Raw genomic sequence first — 13,915 nt, 5'->3', positions numbered from 1 at the left:
AGGTGCACAGGTAGGCATACATAAGAATGGCGCCATTGGTCTCTTGTCGCCTGTGAGTCAGGAACCCCGGCATGCCCTTACGGCTCACACCAGAACGGTGCCGATCTGGCTAAAACCCTTATGCCAGAGCGGATGCATTTATCCTGTGATCGTGTGAGGCCTTATGACCACACCCCGCTTCGCCATCAGTCAACTCACCACCACACCCTGGCCACTCACACGTGACCTGGAGCTGTTCGCCCGTCTCAACGTTGACATTGAGCTGGCGGAAATGAAGTTCGACAAGGACGCCGGCAAGCTCGCCGAACAATTCGCTCAGTTGAATGCGCATGGGTTAAGGCCCGTCTCGCTGCAGCCTGAAGTCCGTACGATTTATCCGGCGACCAGTGCACTCGAACCGGCTGACCCTGCTGAACGTACGGCCCTGATCAAGGCTACGATTGATCGCTTCGCCCCCTTCTGCACAGGCATTCCGGTCATTACCAATACCGGCGCGCTCGGCCAGAGCGGCAACGAGGCGGAAGTCTGGGAGGGCTGCATAAAGCACTACCGCGAACTGGCCGATCACGCCGCGGACAAAGGGTTGAGCATTGCCATCGAGCCGCTTAGCCCGCCCATGATGAGCCGCGACAGCATTCTCTATACCTTCATGCAGGGGTATGAGCTGGTGCAGGCGGTGGCACGAGAGAATGTAGGGCTGTGCCTGGACCTGTATAACAGCTGGCAGGATGCAGACCTCACCGACGCCATTCGACTGGCGGGTGACCGAATTTTTCTGACCCAGCTTTCCGACTGGCAGCGCCCGCGGTCCTATTTTGATCGTCGTACCCTGGGCGATGGCATCATTCCGGTCAATCGCCTGCTCGCTGCCGTGAATGAAACCGGCTACGCCGGACCCTACGTTCTGGAAATTTTCTCGTCTGATGTACCAGGCGCGCTCTGGGAAGATGATGACGCGCTTGAGCAGGCCATTCTTCGCAGCAAGGCCCGCTTCGAAGAAGCCTGGGCCACAGGAGATGCGTTGGCTAATCTGGGCATCTAGAAACCCTCAGGGGGCCTGCTCGTGTCGGGGCGCCGGCCGATCCAAAGGCGGTCGAGCGGCTGAGGGTGTCGGCCGGTGGGCTTCCAGCTGGCGAATCTGGCGATCCTGCAACCGCGAGCAGGTCACGAGCGCTACTGTTGCACCGATCAGGGCATAGAACATGTCGGACTGGGTATCCCACTCATACCCCTGCGTACCTAGAAACTCCTCTGCGCCCTGCCCCAGCGCCAATGCAGCCCACCACTCGATCATCTCGTAGACGGCGCTGACCGCCACCGCCACGCACCCGGAGAGAAACGCGAGCATCTTGTAACCGGACACCTGCCGCTCACGGATCAGGATCTCACGAGCCAGCAGACACGGTACGAATCCTTGCATGAAGTGCCCCAGCTTGTCATAGGGATTACGGTCCATATCCAGCCACTCCTGAATCCAGCTACCCAAGGGCACGCGGGCGTAACTGTAGGCGCCTCCTGCAATCAGCCCCAAGGCGTGAATCGTAATCAGGATGTACAGCAGCGGTGTGAGGCTGAAGCGCTCATGCGTGGTGATCAGCAGCGGCAGCACAATCAGCACCGGAAAGATTTCCATCAGCCATGTCGTGCGGTCATAGGGTGCGATGCTGGAGGCGACCAATGCCGCACATACGATGAGGACGAGTGATCGAAGCAGCCATTTGTGTTGAGTCATTCCATCCGCCTTACGTCGTTCCGCAGTCAGGCCAGCCTGCGAGGAGCAGACCGCATTACAGAACGGTAGACCGCAGGAAGCCAGCGTTGGGTCGGTGGCAGACTCAATTCGTTACGTTACGTTTATACCTTGCGCCAGACCGACGCCAGCCAGGGCTGCTGCTCCCGAGGCAAACCGGCGGGCCGGTAATAGTGTTCCAGTTCGACGAACCCCGTGTCGGTCAGATAACGCTTCCAGCTGCCGAAGTCGTGGTAGGCACCATAGCGCCGACCATTCCAGCCTTCGCGGTTGTCACCTCGCGGATTGGAGCTGAACAGCACGCCGCGCGGCTTGAGCGTGGCATGCAACGCCTTGAGTACGCGTGGTAACTCGCTGAGCGGGACATGAAACAGCGTGGCGTTGGCAAATATCCCATCGAAATGCGCTGGCGGAAGATCCAGGGCAAGAAAGTTTTGATGCCAGACCTCGCACCCCGAATCGGCGCGAGCCATGGCTACGAATTCGGCAGACCCGTCGATGCCCACGGGAGAGTGCCCCAGACGCGTGAACGTTTTCAGGTCCCGACCCGGCCCGCAGCCAAAGTCGAGAATGCGCTGCGGGGCATGACCTTCCAAATGCCTGAGCAGCGCCTCGATGTTCTGGCTGACATCATGATCTCGCGTGCCCTCGCGAAAACGCTCGGCCGTCTGGTCGTAGTCCGCCAGCGTCAGGGCAGTGATTCGTTCGAGCTCATCAGGCAAGGTCATGGCGTCGTCCAGGTCAATCAACGGTTTCGTTCAAATGCCGCTTCCAGGGCATCGTTGATGGTACGCAATACCTTGACCCGGGCGAAGCGTTTATCGTTGGCTTCGACCAGTGTCCAAGGGGCAATTTCGGTGCTGTTGCGCGCGACCATGTCTTCGACTGCGGCGCTGTACACATCCCACTTGTCACGGTTGCGCCAGTCTTCCTCAGTGATCTTGAACCGCTTGAACGGGGTCTCTTCACGTTCCTTGAAGCGCTTGAGCTGCGTATCCGAATCGATGGCCAGCCAGAATTTGACCAGTACGATACCGGCATCTGTCAGCTGCTCCTCGAAATCGTTGATTTCGCTGTAAGCCCTGAGCCAGTCCGCCTCGTTGGCAAAGCCTTCTACCCGCTCTACCAGCACACGGCCGTACCAGGAACGGTCAAAGACGGTAAAACCGCCTAATCGGGGGATATGCCGCCAGAAGCGCCACAGATAGGGTTGCGCACGCTCCTCTTCAGACGGTACGGCAATGGGAATGATGCGGTATTGCCGAGGATCGAGCGCCCCGGTTACCCGGCGGATCGTGCTGCCCTTGCCAGCGGCATCGTTTCCCTCGAACACGGCGACCAGCGCATGACGCTTGAAGCGCTTGTCCCGCACGAGTCCGGCCAGCCGTGCCTGCTCGGCGATAAGCTGCTCCTTGTATTCGTCCTTGCTAAGGGCCTGGGACATATCCAGGCTGCTCAACACCCCGCGCCCGTCGAGGTTAGGCGGCAGCGGTGCGGTGTGCGGGCTGCGGGGCGGCTGTGCGTCTCGCTCAAGCGCGCCGTTCAAGGCTTCGAGCAGGATGTTGCCTACCATCAGGCTGCGGTAATTTTCGTCGTAACCGGCTACTACATACCAGGGCGCATAGTCGCGGCTGGTTCGCCGCAGAACGTGCTCGCCGTGCTCGACAAACTTGTCGTAGGTCCGGGACTGTTGCCAGTCCAGCGGGCTGATGCGCCAGCTATGCAATGGGTCGTCCTTGAGGACCTTGAGCCGGTGCTTGAGCTGTTTCTTGGACAGGTGAAACCAGAATTTGAGGATCAATGCACCCTCGTCACTGAGCATGCGCTCCAGACGCTCGGCGTCGCCGATGCCCTCTTCCAGCTCAGCCGATTTGATACGTTTTTCCACGCGGGCATGCAGGAGCTGGCTGTACCAGTTACCAAAGAAGATGCCGATCCGCCCCTTGGGCGGCAGGCGCTGCCAGTAGCGCCAGGCCGGTGGGCGCAGCCGCTCTTCCTCGGTTCGCTCCAGAAAGGATTCGACCTGGATCAGGCGCGGGTCCATCCATTCGCTCAACAACTTGACTGTTTCGCCCTTGCCGGCACCTTCTACGCCGTTGATCAGCAGAATGACCGGAAACCGTCCCTGCTCCTTGAGTTTATACTGCGCATCCAGCAGCGCCTGACGCAGCTTTGGTACAGCCGCCTCGTAGGTTTCCCTGTCGATGACGTGATCGGTTTCGGCGGATTCAAACATGCGGCTCTCCCCTGTCAGCCCAGCCTTTCAAGCGCGTATGGCACAGTAATCGTCTTGTATTGGAACCCAAGCGATGCGGGTCGTTCGTCCCAGTGAACGTGACTTTACCGGGTCTAACGACCCCTACATTCAAGATACCGTAATTACCGGACGCTTCATGAAAGAACACATTACGCCTTTTCAACTGCTGATCCTGGTCTTGTCGTTTTATGTATTGGGCTCACTGGTAGCCGATCTGTTTTTTGCCCTGCCGCCGGAAGTCTCGCAGTTGCTCGGTTATCTGGATAATGGGGTGTGTGTCTTTTTCTTCATCGACTTCTGTTTGCGCTTTCGCGCAGCGCCCAACAAATGGCACTTCATGCGCTGGGGCTGGCTTGATCTGCTGGCCTGTATTCCTGCAGCCGGTTTTCAGGGGGCCAAGCTGGTCCGCGTGGTGCAGATCTTGCGCATCCTGCGTGCGATCAAGTCGCTTGCGATGATCTGGCGACTCCTGTTTCGCAATCGCGCCGAAGGCATTGTCGCGTCGGCCGCCACGGCGACCCTGCTTCTGGTGGCCTTTGGCGCCATCACCATGCTGATGGTCGAAGCGCCCAACCCTGAAAGCTCCATCAATACGGCCGAAGAAGCGCTCTGGTGGGCCTTTGTGACTGTGACCACCGTAGGCTATGGCGACTTTTATCCAGTCACCACACTAGGCCGCATCGTGGCTGTCATGCTGATGATTGGCGGCGTGGGGTTATTCGGCAGCTTTGCCGCGTACATCGGCTCGCTGGTTCTGACGGACAAGGATGAGCAGGACGCCCACGAGCAGAACACTGACCGCGAGATGATGCGTGCCTTGATGGCCAAGGTGGATGAACTGCACGAGGAAGTCCGAACGCTGCGCCAGGAGCTGCATGCCACCCGCGCGGCGGAAATACCGCATCCGACCAAGGATAGCTAAGGCTGCGCCCTGCTGAATGGACCGGGATTAAAAGAAAACGTCGATGGGCGTCGGTTGGACTGGCGTCTTTCTCAGCACGCTAGATCTCTAGCGGTAAAACTCCCCGGCGTGACCGGCCACACGCTCTAGGGCCGAACTAACCCCCTGCTTTTTCACTCATCTTTACTGAACCCACCGCTTGGCTGACAGCGAAACGCACAGGCAAATCTTTAACTATTGTCAGGCTTATATGACAGTTTGATGAAGATTGATCGACGCCACTGGTTCGCCAGCAATGCCCCCGATACTCTCGGAGGCGATATGCTCAGCTGAGCACCAAGTCCTTACAGGAGAGGGAAATGTCGTTTCGTATTCAAGCGCGTAAGCGGGTTGACGATGAGATCCGCCGTGTAGTGGTTGAACGGATAGAAAAAGCCCAGGAATCCTTGAGCGCAGGCTCGGCCAAAGGCGTGCACAACGCCCGCAAGCGGCTGAAAGAAATCCGCGCCGTGCTGAGACTGGTGCGCGAACCCTTAGGCAAAAAAGTCTTCACGGCTCAAAACATTCGCTTTCGCGATCTCGGTCAGGGCTTGTCCAGCCTGCGTGATGCCGCAGCCGTCATCGAAAGCTGGGATGCCCTGACCGAAACCAACCGCAAGCGCTTCAATTCACCGGCCATGAAGCGTGTCAGGGGCCGACTCGTCGAGCGGGCTGAAAAGGCGTCCCAAGGCGAGGCAGCCAGTTCCCATGCCGATCTGGTGGAAGAACTGGAAGACGCCAAGTACAAGGTGTCTACCTGGAAGTTCAAAGGCAAAGACTTTGGCCTTTTGGAAAGCGGCATTCTCAAAACCTACAAAGACGGCCGTCTGGCACTTAAGGTCGCTCGCAGTAATGCCACTGACGAAACCCTGCACGAATGGCGCAAGCGTGTGAAGGATCACTGGTATCACACACAGCTGCTGATGGACGCCTGGCCAGAGCACTTCAAATCACGCCAGAAGTGCCTGGAAAAGCTGTCTGCCTATCTGGGTGATGACCACGACCTGGCGGTGATGCAGCTTTTGCTCGAGCAGGAGTCTGATCTGTTTGGTGCCGTCAGCACACGTCAGGCCATCAACGAAAGCATTCTTGTCCACCGCGCGCAATTACAGGCCAAGGCCATGGAGCTGGGGCAGCGTATTTACGTAGATAAGCCGGACGCGCTCCTGGAGCATTGGGAAAAGCTGTGGAACATCACAGCCATGCCGAGCAAGGCTAAAAAAGCCAAGAAACACGAGCCAGCCGGCCTGTTGCCCTATCTGGTCGAGCCGGTAACCGCATAAGCGGATCGACTCGCCTCATGCGGGTCAGGGCAGCTAATCGCCGCTCTGGCCCGAGCTAGACATGTTCCTGCCTTTTTCTGCAAATTTCGCAACATTAACGGGCACATTTCCTTCAATTAGCCTTGGAACTTGTCTTCCTCGGTGCGCTTCGAAGCTAGTGTTCGATGCGAGATGGTCGGTCAAGTCAGGCAAAACATCAAAGGGAGCGGCAACAGCGCCTGCACTCTTTCAGATATGGCCAGATCAAGCCGACCGTCACAAATCAACACCTTGTGCATGACGCATGCTGGACGAGACGTGCCAGCCCGTGCGGCGGCCATCCCCTATTTCCTTGAGGTGTGTGCCATGAAGACGAAACACGTGATTGCAGGTCTGTTGCTGTCGGTTGCTGGCACTGGCTTCGCCTGGGCCGATCAGCCTGGTGCGGACTGGATGCCCAAGAAAGAAGTCGAAGCCAAGATCATTGAAAGCGGTTATACCTCCGTGAGCCGCCTGGATGCCGAAAATGGCGAATGGGTTGGCAAAGGCCTCAAGCTCAACTCGGAGAAGTATCGTTTCCGGGCCGATCCCCGTACCGGCAATATCATCCAGGAAGAAATCGATCGTGAAGAAGTAGGTCGTAAGACGATCGATTGATCCGCTGTTCACCAGCCCTGCGTAGAACTTGGTCTCTTGCAGGGCTGAAACCTATTCTCCATCAGCCTCTTCTCGTGGACGGATCTTGCCGCGGAACACCCAGAAGCCGTACGTGCTGTACGCTAGGGTGAACGGAATCAGTACGGCAAACCCAGTCAGCATGAACGCTTGGCTCGCGGTCGGTGACGATGCCTGAAAAATGGTCAGCGCAGGCGGGATGACCAAGGGATACAAGGCCAGGATCAAGGCGGCATACGCCACCATAAACCAGCCCAATACGGCAAACAGGGGCAGGTAATGGATGCGGCACGGCAATGCCTTCCAGAAGGCCAGCGCCAGAAGCGCCATCAGTCCTAGAAGGGGGATCACCCACTCGCCCTGGGCCCAGCGCTCCCGATACAGGGGGTGAAGTCCTGCGGTCCACACGATGACCAGCCCCATGAGCAGCAAGGTGAACCCACCCAACAGCGATGCCTGTTTTCGGGCCCGAGCCTGCAAGTCACCCTCCGTGCGCCAGACCAGCCAGCAGGCTCCCAGTAGCGCGTATCCCACCACCAGACCGATCCCACAGGTCAGCGTAAAACCACTTAGCCAGTCCCAGCCATTACCCGTGTACCGGCTACCATCGTTTGGAATCCCCTGAATCAACCCACCCAGGACAATGCCCTGGCAAAGGCCGGCCAGCGTAGACGCCCCTGCGAATGCCACATCATGCCAGCGCCGATGTGCCGGAGTTGCGCGGTCACGAAACTCTAACGATACACCCCGAAACACCAGAGCCAGCAACATGGCAATGATGGGTACATACATGGCGGTAAAAAAGATGCTGTATGCCGCAGGAAACAGGGCCAGCAACCCGCCGCCACCCAGCACCAGCCACGTCTCGTTGCCATCCCAGATAGGAAGAATGGAAAACGCCATGACATGGCGGCTCTGCGTCTCTTTGTGGAACGGAAACAAAATACCGACACCCAGATCCGTCCCATCCAGCACCACATAAGTGATGATGGCGAATGCCAGCGCCGCGGCAGAAAGTTGATGGATCAAATCGGCGGACATGGAATTACTCACCGGTCTCGTTGGCAAGGGAGGGTTCGGGGCCCTTTTCATCAGCCCTGGGTGCCCTGGCCATGGCCCGAAGCATGTAAAGAAGCCCAATCCCGAAGACGATCACATAGGCAGCCAGAATGCTTAGGGTTGAGGTCATGACGAAAGAAAAGGACTGTGCCGAACTGCTGTCAGCCGTGCGCAACAATCCATAGACCGTGAATGGCTGTCGCCCAGTCTCGGTCACGACCCATCCGGCCAGCATGGCGATAAAGCCGGCCGGTCCCATCGGGAGCACGATCCAGTGCAGCCAGCGGGCGGTGTATAGGCGCCCACGCGTACGCATGATCAGGCTGGCAATGCCGACGGTCGCCATCAGCAGGCCCAGCCCCACCATGATCCGAAAGGCAAAGAATACGATAGGGACCGGCGGGAGATCGCTGGCCGGAAACTCGCTCAGGCTTTGGATGGTGCCGGTCCAGTTGTGGCGCAGGTACAAGGAGCCAATGTGCGGGATCGCCAGCTCCAAATGATTACGCTGCTGCTCCATATCCGGTACGGCAAACAGCCGTAGCGGCTCGCCCTCCCCCGGTGCCGGTCGGTTCCACGACCCTTCCATGGCTGCAACCTTCTGCGGCTGATGCTCCAGGGTATTTTCCCCATGCAGATCCCCGGCAATGATCTGCAGCGGCCCAACGATGGCTACCACCCACATGGCCATGGAAAACATGATCCGCGCCCGCGGATTCGACGCATCGCGCAGCAGATGCCAGGCGCCCACAGCCCCCACCATGAAAGCGGTGCCTAGAAAGGCGGCAAAGGTCATGTGAACGAAGCGGTAAGGAAAGGAGGGATTGAAAATAATGGCGAGCCACTCTTCCGGCACGAAACGGCCATCCGGCCCGATGGAGTAACCGGCAGGCGTGTGCATCCAGGAGTTGGCGGCCAGAATCCAGAAAGCGCTGAACAGCGAACCCACCGCTACCGCACAGGTTGTGAAGAAGTGGAGCTTGGGGCCTACCTTCTTCATGCCAAATAGCATGACGCCAAGGAAACCGGCCTCCAGAAAAAACGCCACCATAACTTCATAGAACATCAACGGGCCGATGATCGAACCCGCCTGGGTCGAGAGGCGTCCCCAGTTGGTGCCGAACTCGAACTCCATGACCACACCCGATACAGTTCCGACCGCCACGTTCAGCGCAAAGATCTTTAGCCAGAACTTATAGAGATCAAGATAGGCCTGCTGTCTTTTCCACAGCCAGAGCCCTTCCAGGGCCATGAGAAAATTGGCGAGTCCGATGCTGAACGCAGCCAGCACGATATGAAAGCCGATAGTGATGCCAAACTGGGCTCGGGCGATTTGCAGGGCGGGGTCAGTGACGTCCATAAAAACCTGAAGGGCAAGCGTTGCGAAGCGATGAGAGGCTTTGGCCGCTCGGCTTCAAACCTCGCTACTGCGACAACAGGGATGGCGTTTCAATTCCATTTTAATACTGGCTCAGCGCCTCACATCTTGCTTAGCGGAGGATAAACCCGGTCGCGCCCGGCCGCCTTGGCGGCATAGAGCGCCTCATCGGCTGACTTGATCAGGTACTGGCTGGTCGCGCCCCTGCCCTTGGGAACACAACTGAAGACACCGGCACTGATCGTGACGATACGGCCGTTTTCATTACCCTCATGCAGGATTGCCAATTTGCGAACCGCGTTGAGCATGTTTTCGGCCACCTGATGGGTACCGGCATCGTCCGTATCCGGGAGCAGCACTGTAATCTCTTCGCCCCCATAGCGGACTGCCAGATCGACAGCGCGACGGGTACAGGACAGCACGGCTTCCGCTACAGCCTTGATGCACTCGTCGCCGGCTGGATGACCATAGAGGTCGTTGTAGCGCTTGAAATGATCGATATCGATCATGATGATGCCCAGCGACGTCTGCGCCCGCCGGGCCCGGCTGATCTCGGCCTTGAGGGCCATGTCGAACTGCCGCCGGTTCGCAAGCCCGGTCAGGCTGTCTTCCATGGCCATTTTCTCCAGCGCATGGTGCGACTCACGTAGCGCCCGCTCCGTCTCCAGGTCGATACGGATCTGCCGAATCAGGGCCAATCCGAACCCGGCTACGGCAATCAGCAGAATCCCGGTAATAAACGACCGGCTCATATCCTTGTACCAGGACGCCAGGGCCGCTTCCTTGGAAACAGCCGCCATGACCACCAACGGATACTTGTCCATCTTGCGGTAGGCCGACATACGCTCGACCCCATCCACGATGGATTTCACCATGCCCGTCCCGGTTGCTGAGGCCGGTAGCAGCTCGCTGAAGATACGCCCCTTGGCCAGACTCTGGCCGATCAGGGCTTCGTCAAACGGGCGTCGCACCAGTATGGTTCCGTCATGGAGAGCAAGAAAGATCGCGCCCTGCTGGTCGATATCGAAGTCTGCGTAGAAACGATTGAAATACTCGACTCTCAATGTTGCCAGCGCGACGCCGGCGAAGCGCCCGTCGGGATGATTAATCCGCCGAGACACCGGAATCACCAGCTCGTTTGTCGTGCGGCTACGGATGACCGGCCCGATATGCGGTCCCAGGTCCTTATGGGTACGGTGATAGGCAAAATATTCCCGATCCCCGTTGTTTATGTTTACCGGATCCTGACTGTTCGAGGTGACGATCCAGCGCCCGTCCTGGTCGTAGATGAACAACCCATGCAGCTGGGGCAGTGCATTTATCCGATCCTGCAGCCAGGCCTTCATGCGGACCCGGTTGGTCTCTTCGATTCCATCCCAGGCCAGTCGCTCGGCGATGCCGGCCAGAACAATATCGACCTCCTCGACCGTATCGTCGGCATGTTGCGCCAGTGAGCGTGCCAGGTTGGAAGTGGCGACCTCGGCCTCCTGAAGCCGCTCGCCCCGCCCCCGTAAGGCCTGCCAGATATCCAGACTGAAAAGGGACAGGCAGACCAGGATCACGAAGCCGAGCGCGAGACGCTGTGACGGCCATCGGCTGGCCCTCTTCGAGATCTCGTGGGGGTCTGGCATGCTTCGCTATCCTTATAATCTTCTTACGACGGCGAACCCATCACCGCAGTGTTTCAATCATAGCCAAAGGTCATCAGACAAGCCGCTGTTTTATTTGATCTTCTGGTGTCAATGAGGTCTGGGACAGCGCGAACCCCTTCTTGCCGCGCCGCTTGACCTCATACATGGCCCGATCGGCATTCTTGAGCAGCTCGTCCAGATCCACACCCTGCTCCGGATACAAGGCAATGCCGATGCTGGTAGAGAGGTAAAGGCGGTGCGGCCCGATGATCAGGTCAGCCTCAATGGTCTTCAGGATCTTCGTGGCGACATTGCTGGCATCCTCGATCCGCTTCAGATCACCCAACAGCACAACAAACTCATCGCCCCCCAGGCGGACCACCGTATCACTCTGACGTACAGCACTCTTCAGGCGATGCGCTACTTGCCTGAGGACTTCATCGCCCACGTCATGCCCCAGGGTGTCGTTGATCTCCTTGAAGTGATCGAGGTCCATCAGCATGACCCCCAAGACCTCCTGGTTTCGCTTGGCCCGCTCGATGGCCATGCTCATCCGGTCGGCCATCAGCGTGCGATTGGGCAAGCCGGTCAAACCGTCATGCAGAGCCTGGTAGCGCATCAGCTCCTCGGCCCGCTTGCGCTCGGTAATGTCGTAGGCAATACCCAGATACCCCGTGATCTGGCCCGCCTGGCCACGCAACGCCGTCACGGCCAGGTTGACGGGTAACCGTATCCCGCCACGGCAGACAAAACCGCATTCGTGTTCCTCCTCGGGCTTTTCCTGCGCCAGCCTGACAAAGCTCTCCCACTCCGTCACCGTACGGCCCAGCGCCTGGCTCAGCTGCTCGGCCTTGACCGATTGCTCATTGGCATCCAGCAGGTCGCTGATGTACTGCGTCTCGACCAGCTCTGCCCGGGAGTAGCCCAGCAGCCGCTCACCGGCCGGATTAACTGTACGCAGGCGGCCCTCAGGATCGGTCGAGAAGATGCAGAACGGCGAATGCAGCAGGATCGCCTCGTTCAGGGCACCTGCCATCAGAGCCTGCTGCCGTGCCTGATGCAGGTCAGTCTGGTCACTGATCAGTACGATCAAACGCTGGACTCCATCCTGCTCGGCGACCGTAATGGCCATGTTCAGGCTGCGGCACTGACCTTTTGCCGACGCGTATTGCGTGTCGAGCCAGACACTGCTGGCCGTACCCTGACGCAGATCATCCAAAATGCGATCACCCTTCACAGTCAGCAGATGCGCCAGCGAGCGCCCCTGGGCCTCAGCAGCTGGCAAACCCAACATCTGCTCACCTGCTGGATTGATTTTCAAGACAGTCATGGCCGGGTCGCTTTCCGTGATCACGATGCCTTCCGCCGCCCCGTCGATAATGGAGCGTATCCGCGCTTCGCTTTCCCGGTAGGCGCGACTCATACGATCTGCCAGTTGCTCGGCGCGGGCACGCATGGTGGCCAATGACGCCACCAGCACACAGAGCAGCAAGGTAAGTCCCAGACCACTGAACAATACGACCTGTGCACGGCTGGCAGGGGCTGCTGTCTCGAAGGCAGGCAAGGTAACGAAACGCAATGTCCACTGCCGTCCGGCTACGTCAATATGTTGGAGGCTGTCGAATCGGGGTATGTAACCTGGCAGGGTACTTACCAGATCCATACGCCTTGAATACAGGCGGTTTGCCGCTGCAGGTTGCTCACCATCGTAGATTTCAAGTGCCAGATCATCGGCACGGTCTTTCAGGGCGGCCGACATCAGATCGCCCATCCTGAAAGGGGCGAAAACAAACCCTCGCAAGGCCTTGCGTCGCTGCTCGACCGTCTGGGTCGGCATGTCGCTGAAATAGGACGGTACGAACATCAGGGTACCGGCCTGAGGGTTTTCGGTCTCCTGCACAAGCGTGATCTTCCCGCTCAGGCTTACCTGGCCTGAGTCACGGGCCTGTTCGGCCGCCGCTCGCCGGTTCGCCTCGGAAAACATATCGAACCCGAATGCCCTCAGGTTGCGTCCCATAAAGGGCTCGATATAGAGAACAGGAATGAACGTATCGCGTCCGCTGCCGGTTCTGATCTCGTAACCTGGAAAGCCCTCTTTCTGGACACGCTCCTCAAAACTGCTCTTATCGTGAGCGGCAATCAACGGGGCGAAACCAAAACCCTGCATCCCCGGGTAATCCTCTTCGAGTCGCATGTTTTCGGCAAACTGGCGCCATTCCAGTCGGGAAATTTCATCGCCGGCATTGAACAGGCTGCTCCCCGCCCGCAACAGGCGTTCATAGCGTGCCATTGCGCCATCCAGCTCCCGGGTAATTTCCGATGCGCCACGGGAAAAGCGCTCACGGGCGGCCTCCTGCTCAGAACCTTGCAGGATGTGCCAGGCAAACAGCGTCACGGTAAGCCCAAGGGCTGCCACACTGGAGACCAGTACGAGGGAGCGCTGGGTTAGCCACAGGGAAAACGAGGATCGAAACATGATCATTCAACGAGACAGTCAGATGGATAGGCGGTAACCCAGTCTTCATATCGGCAGAAAGCAATGGAGTTTAAGGTCTGACCTGCAGCGAATGCCGACCGGCGTGAGGCTTACGCACGCGGATGCAGGTGAGCGCAGGACAGGTATAGCCAAAGGCTTACACGCATAAGGCGTCATTGGCTCTAGGTATGAATGCATAAGGTGCGTAATCTACACCTATCGGACTGCAGCGCAGGAAGCGCTCAGGTAGATCAAGGATGAATGACCAGGCCAGGATGGCAGCTCGACAGGACGTTGAGTAAGGTCAACCAGAAAACCCGCTTCGGCGGGTTTTTTATTGCCCGCCAGAAAGTCTTTTTCCTCGCCTTACCATCCCCGCGTACCCATGCAAGTCGTTTAGCCTGTTTTTCTTGCCGCGGTCACATAACGTGATCAGAAATCAGTAGCAGGATGCCAACCGTTTCACTACCCTACGCCGCTTCTTGTT

At 58.3% G+C, this 13,915-nt stretch carries 11 protein-coding genes; 4 read left to right on the top strand and 7 right to left on the bottom strand.

Annotation, left to right across the window (positions count from 1 at the left end):
- Positions 1-163 precede the first annotated feature (163 nt).
- The gene (locus JQR86_RS00870) at positions 164-1,042 is read left to right on the top strand and encodes a sugar phosphate isomerase/epimerase family protein (protein ID WP_434154156.1); all 879 of its coding nucleotides are present in this window, start codon (positions 164-166) and stop codon (positions 1,040-1,042) included.
- A gap of 6 nt (positions 1,043-1,048) precedes the next feature.
- Here JQR86_RS00870 and JQR86_RS00865 read toward each other — a convergent pair whose 3' ends face one another.
- From JQR86_RS00865 to pap, 3 genes are all read right to left on the bottom strand, one after another.
- On the bottom strand, positions 1,049-1,732 hold the full coding sequence (locus JQR86_RS00865; RefSeq protein WP_125889548.1) for a DUF2238 domain-containing protein: 684 nt from the start codon (positions 1,730-1,732) through the stop codon (positions 1,049-1,051).
- 122 nt (positions 1,733-1,854) lie between these two features.
- Positions 1,855-2,478 (bottom strand): class I SAM-dependent methyltransferase, encoded by a 624-nt coding sequence (locus tag JQR86_RS00860; RefSeq protein ID WP_404627815.1) that lies wholly within the window; start codon positions 2,476-2,478, stop codon positions 1,855-1,857.
- A gap of 17 nt (positions 2,479-2,495) precedes the next feature.
- On the bottom strand, positions 2,496-3,986 hold the full coding sequence (pap, locus tag JQR86_RS00855) for a polyphosphate:AMP phosphotransferase (RefSeq protein WP_404627814.1): 1,491 nt from the start codon (positions 3,984-3,986) through the stop codon (positions 2,496-2,498).
- A 157-nt stretch (positions 3,987-4,143) separates the two neighbouring features.
- On the opposite strand from pap, the gene JQR86_RS00850 reads away from it, so the two are divergent.
- From JQR86_RS00850 to JQR86_RS00840, 3 genes are all read left to right on the top strand, one after another.
- Positions 4,144-4,929, top strand: a complete 786-nt coding sequence (locus JQR86_RS00850) for an ion transporter (RefSeq protein ID WP_037030590.1) — start codon at positions 4,144-4,146, stop codon at positions 4,927-4,929.
- Positions 4,930-5,267: 338 nt separating this feature from the next.
- A complete protein-coding gene (locus JQR86_RS00845) occupies positions 5,268-6,230 on the top strand; it encodes a CHAD domain-containing protein (RefSeq protein WP_219651760.1) in 963 nt (320 codons plus the stop codon).
- Between the two features lie 345 nt (positions 6,231-6,575).
- Complete coding sequence (locus JQR86_RS00840; RefSeq protein ID WP_010796185.1) at positions 6,576-6,866, top strand: PepSY domain-containing protein; 291 nt, start codon at positions 6,576-6,578, stop codon at positions 6,864-6,866.
- 51 nt (positions 6,867-6,917) lie between these two features.
- On the opposite strand, the gene cydB is transcribed toward JQR86_RS00840, so the two are convergent.
- From cydB to JQR86_RS00820, 4 genes are all read right to left on the bottom strand, one after another.
- Positions 6,918-7,925 carry a cytochrome d ubiquinol oxidase subunit II gene (cydB, locus tag JQR86_RS00835; RefSeq protein ID WP_150348459.1) on the bottom strand — a complete coding sequence of 336 codons (1,008 nt, stop codon included), beginning with the start codon at positions 7,923-7,925 and terminating at the stop codon, positions 6,918-6,920.
- A gap of 4 nt (positions 7,926-7,929) precedes the next feature.
- Positions 7,930-9,303 carry a cytochrome ubiquinol oxidase subunit I gene (locus JQR86_RS00830; protein ID WP_239383444.1) on the bottom strand — a complete coding sequence of 458 codons (1,374 nt, stop codon included), beginning with the start codon at positions 9,301-9,303 and terminating at the stop codon, positions 7,930-7,932.
- A 119-nt stretch (positions 9,304-9,422) separates the two neighbouring features.
- The gene (locus JQR86_RS00825) at positions 9,423-10,952 is read right to left on the bottom strand and encodes a sensor domain-containing diguanylate cyclase (protein WP_434154154.1); all 1,530 of its coding nucleotides are present in this window, start codon (positions 10,950-10,952) and stop codon (positions 9,423-9,425) included.
- Positions 10,953-11,025: 73 nt separating this feature from the next.
- Positions 11,026-13,428: a sensor domain-containing diguanylate cyclase gene (locus JQR86_RS00820; protein WP_407362525.1), complete on the bottom strand. Its 2,403-nt coding sequence runs from the start codon at positions 13,426-13,428 to the stop codon at positions 11,026-11,028.
- Positions 13,429-13,915 lie beyond the last annotated feature (487 nt).

It is taken from the genome of Pseudomonas sp. JZ134 (assembly GCF_051027695.1).
Taxonomy (GTDB): Bacteria; Pseudomonadota; Gammaproteobacteria; order Pseudomonadales; family Pseudomonadaceae; genus Chryseomonas; species Chryseomonas luteola.
The sequence above is the reverse complement of the archived record's forward strand: the minus strand, read 5'-3'. Positions and strand labels throughout refer to the sequence as shown.

What these genes read in the sequence shown, in the direction of transcription:
- JQR86_RS00870 (WP_434154156.1), top strand. Translation starts at nt 164, where the DNA reads ATGACCACACCCCGCTTCGCCATCAGTCAACTCACCACCACACCCTGG.
- pap (WP_404627814.1), bottom strand. Translation starts at nt 3,986, where the DNA reads ATGTTTGAATCCGCCGAAACCGATCACGTCATCGACAGGGAAACCTAC.
- JQR86_RS00830 (WP_239383444.1), bottom strand. Translation starts at nt 9,303, where the DNA reads ATGGACGTCACTGACCCCGCCCTGCAAATCGCCCGAGCCCAGTTTGGC.
- JQR86_RS00825 (WP_434154154.1), bottom strand. Translation starts at nt 10,952, where the DNA reads ATGCCAGACCCCCACGAGATCTCGAAGAGGGCCAGCCGATGGCCGTCA.
- JQR86_RS00840 (WP_010796185.1), top strand. Translation starts at nt 6,576, where the DNA reads ATGAAGACGAAACACGTGATTGCAGGTCTGTTGCTGTCGGTTGCTGGC.
- JQR86_RS00820 (WP_407362525.1), bottom strand. Translation starts at nt 13,428, where the DNA reads ATGTTTCGATCCTCGTTTTCCCTGTGGCTAACCCAGCGCTCCCTCGTA.
- cydB (WP_150348459.1), bottom strand. Translation starts at nt 7,925, where the DNA reads ATGTCCGCCGATTTGATCCATCAACTTTCTGCCGCGGCGCTGGCATTC.
- JQR86_RS00845 (WP_219651760.1), top strand. Translation starts at nt 5,268, where the DNA reads ATGTCGTTTCGTATTCAAGCGCGTAAGCGGGTTGACGATGAGATCCGC.
- JQR86_RS00850 (WP_037030590.1), top strand. Translation starts at nt 4,144, where the DNA reads ATGAAAGAACACATTACGCCTTTTCAACTGCTGATCCTGGTCTTGTCG.
- JQR86_RS00860 (WP_404627815.1), bottom strand. Translation starts at nt 2,478, where the DNA reads ATGACCTTGCCTGATGAGCTCGAACGAATCACTGCCCTGACGCTGGCG.
- JQR86_RS00865 (WP_125889548.1), bottom strand. Translation starts at nt 1,732, where the DNA reads ATGACTCAACACAAATGGCTGCTTCGATCACTCGTCCTCATCGTATGT.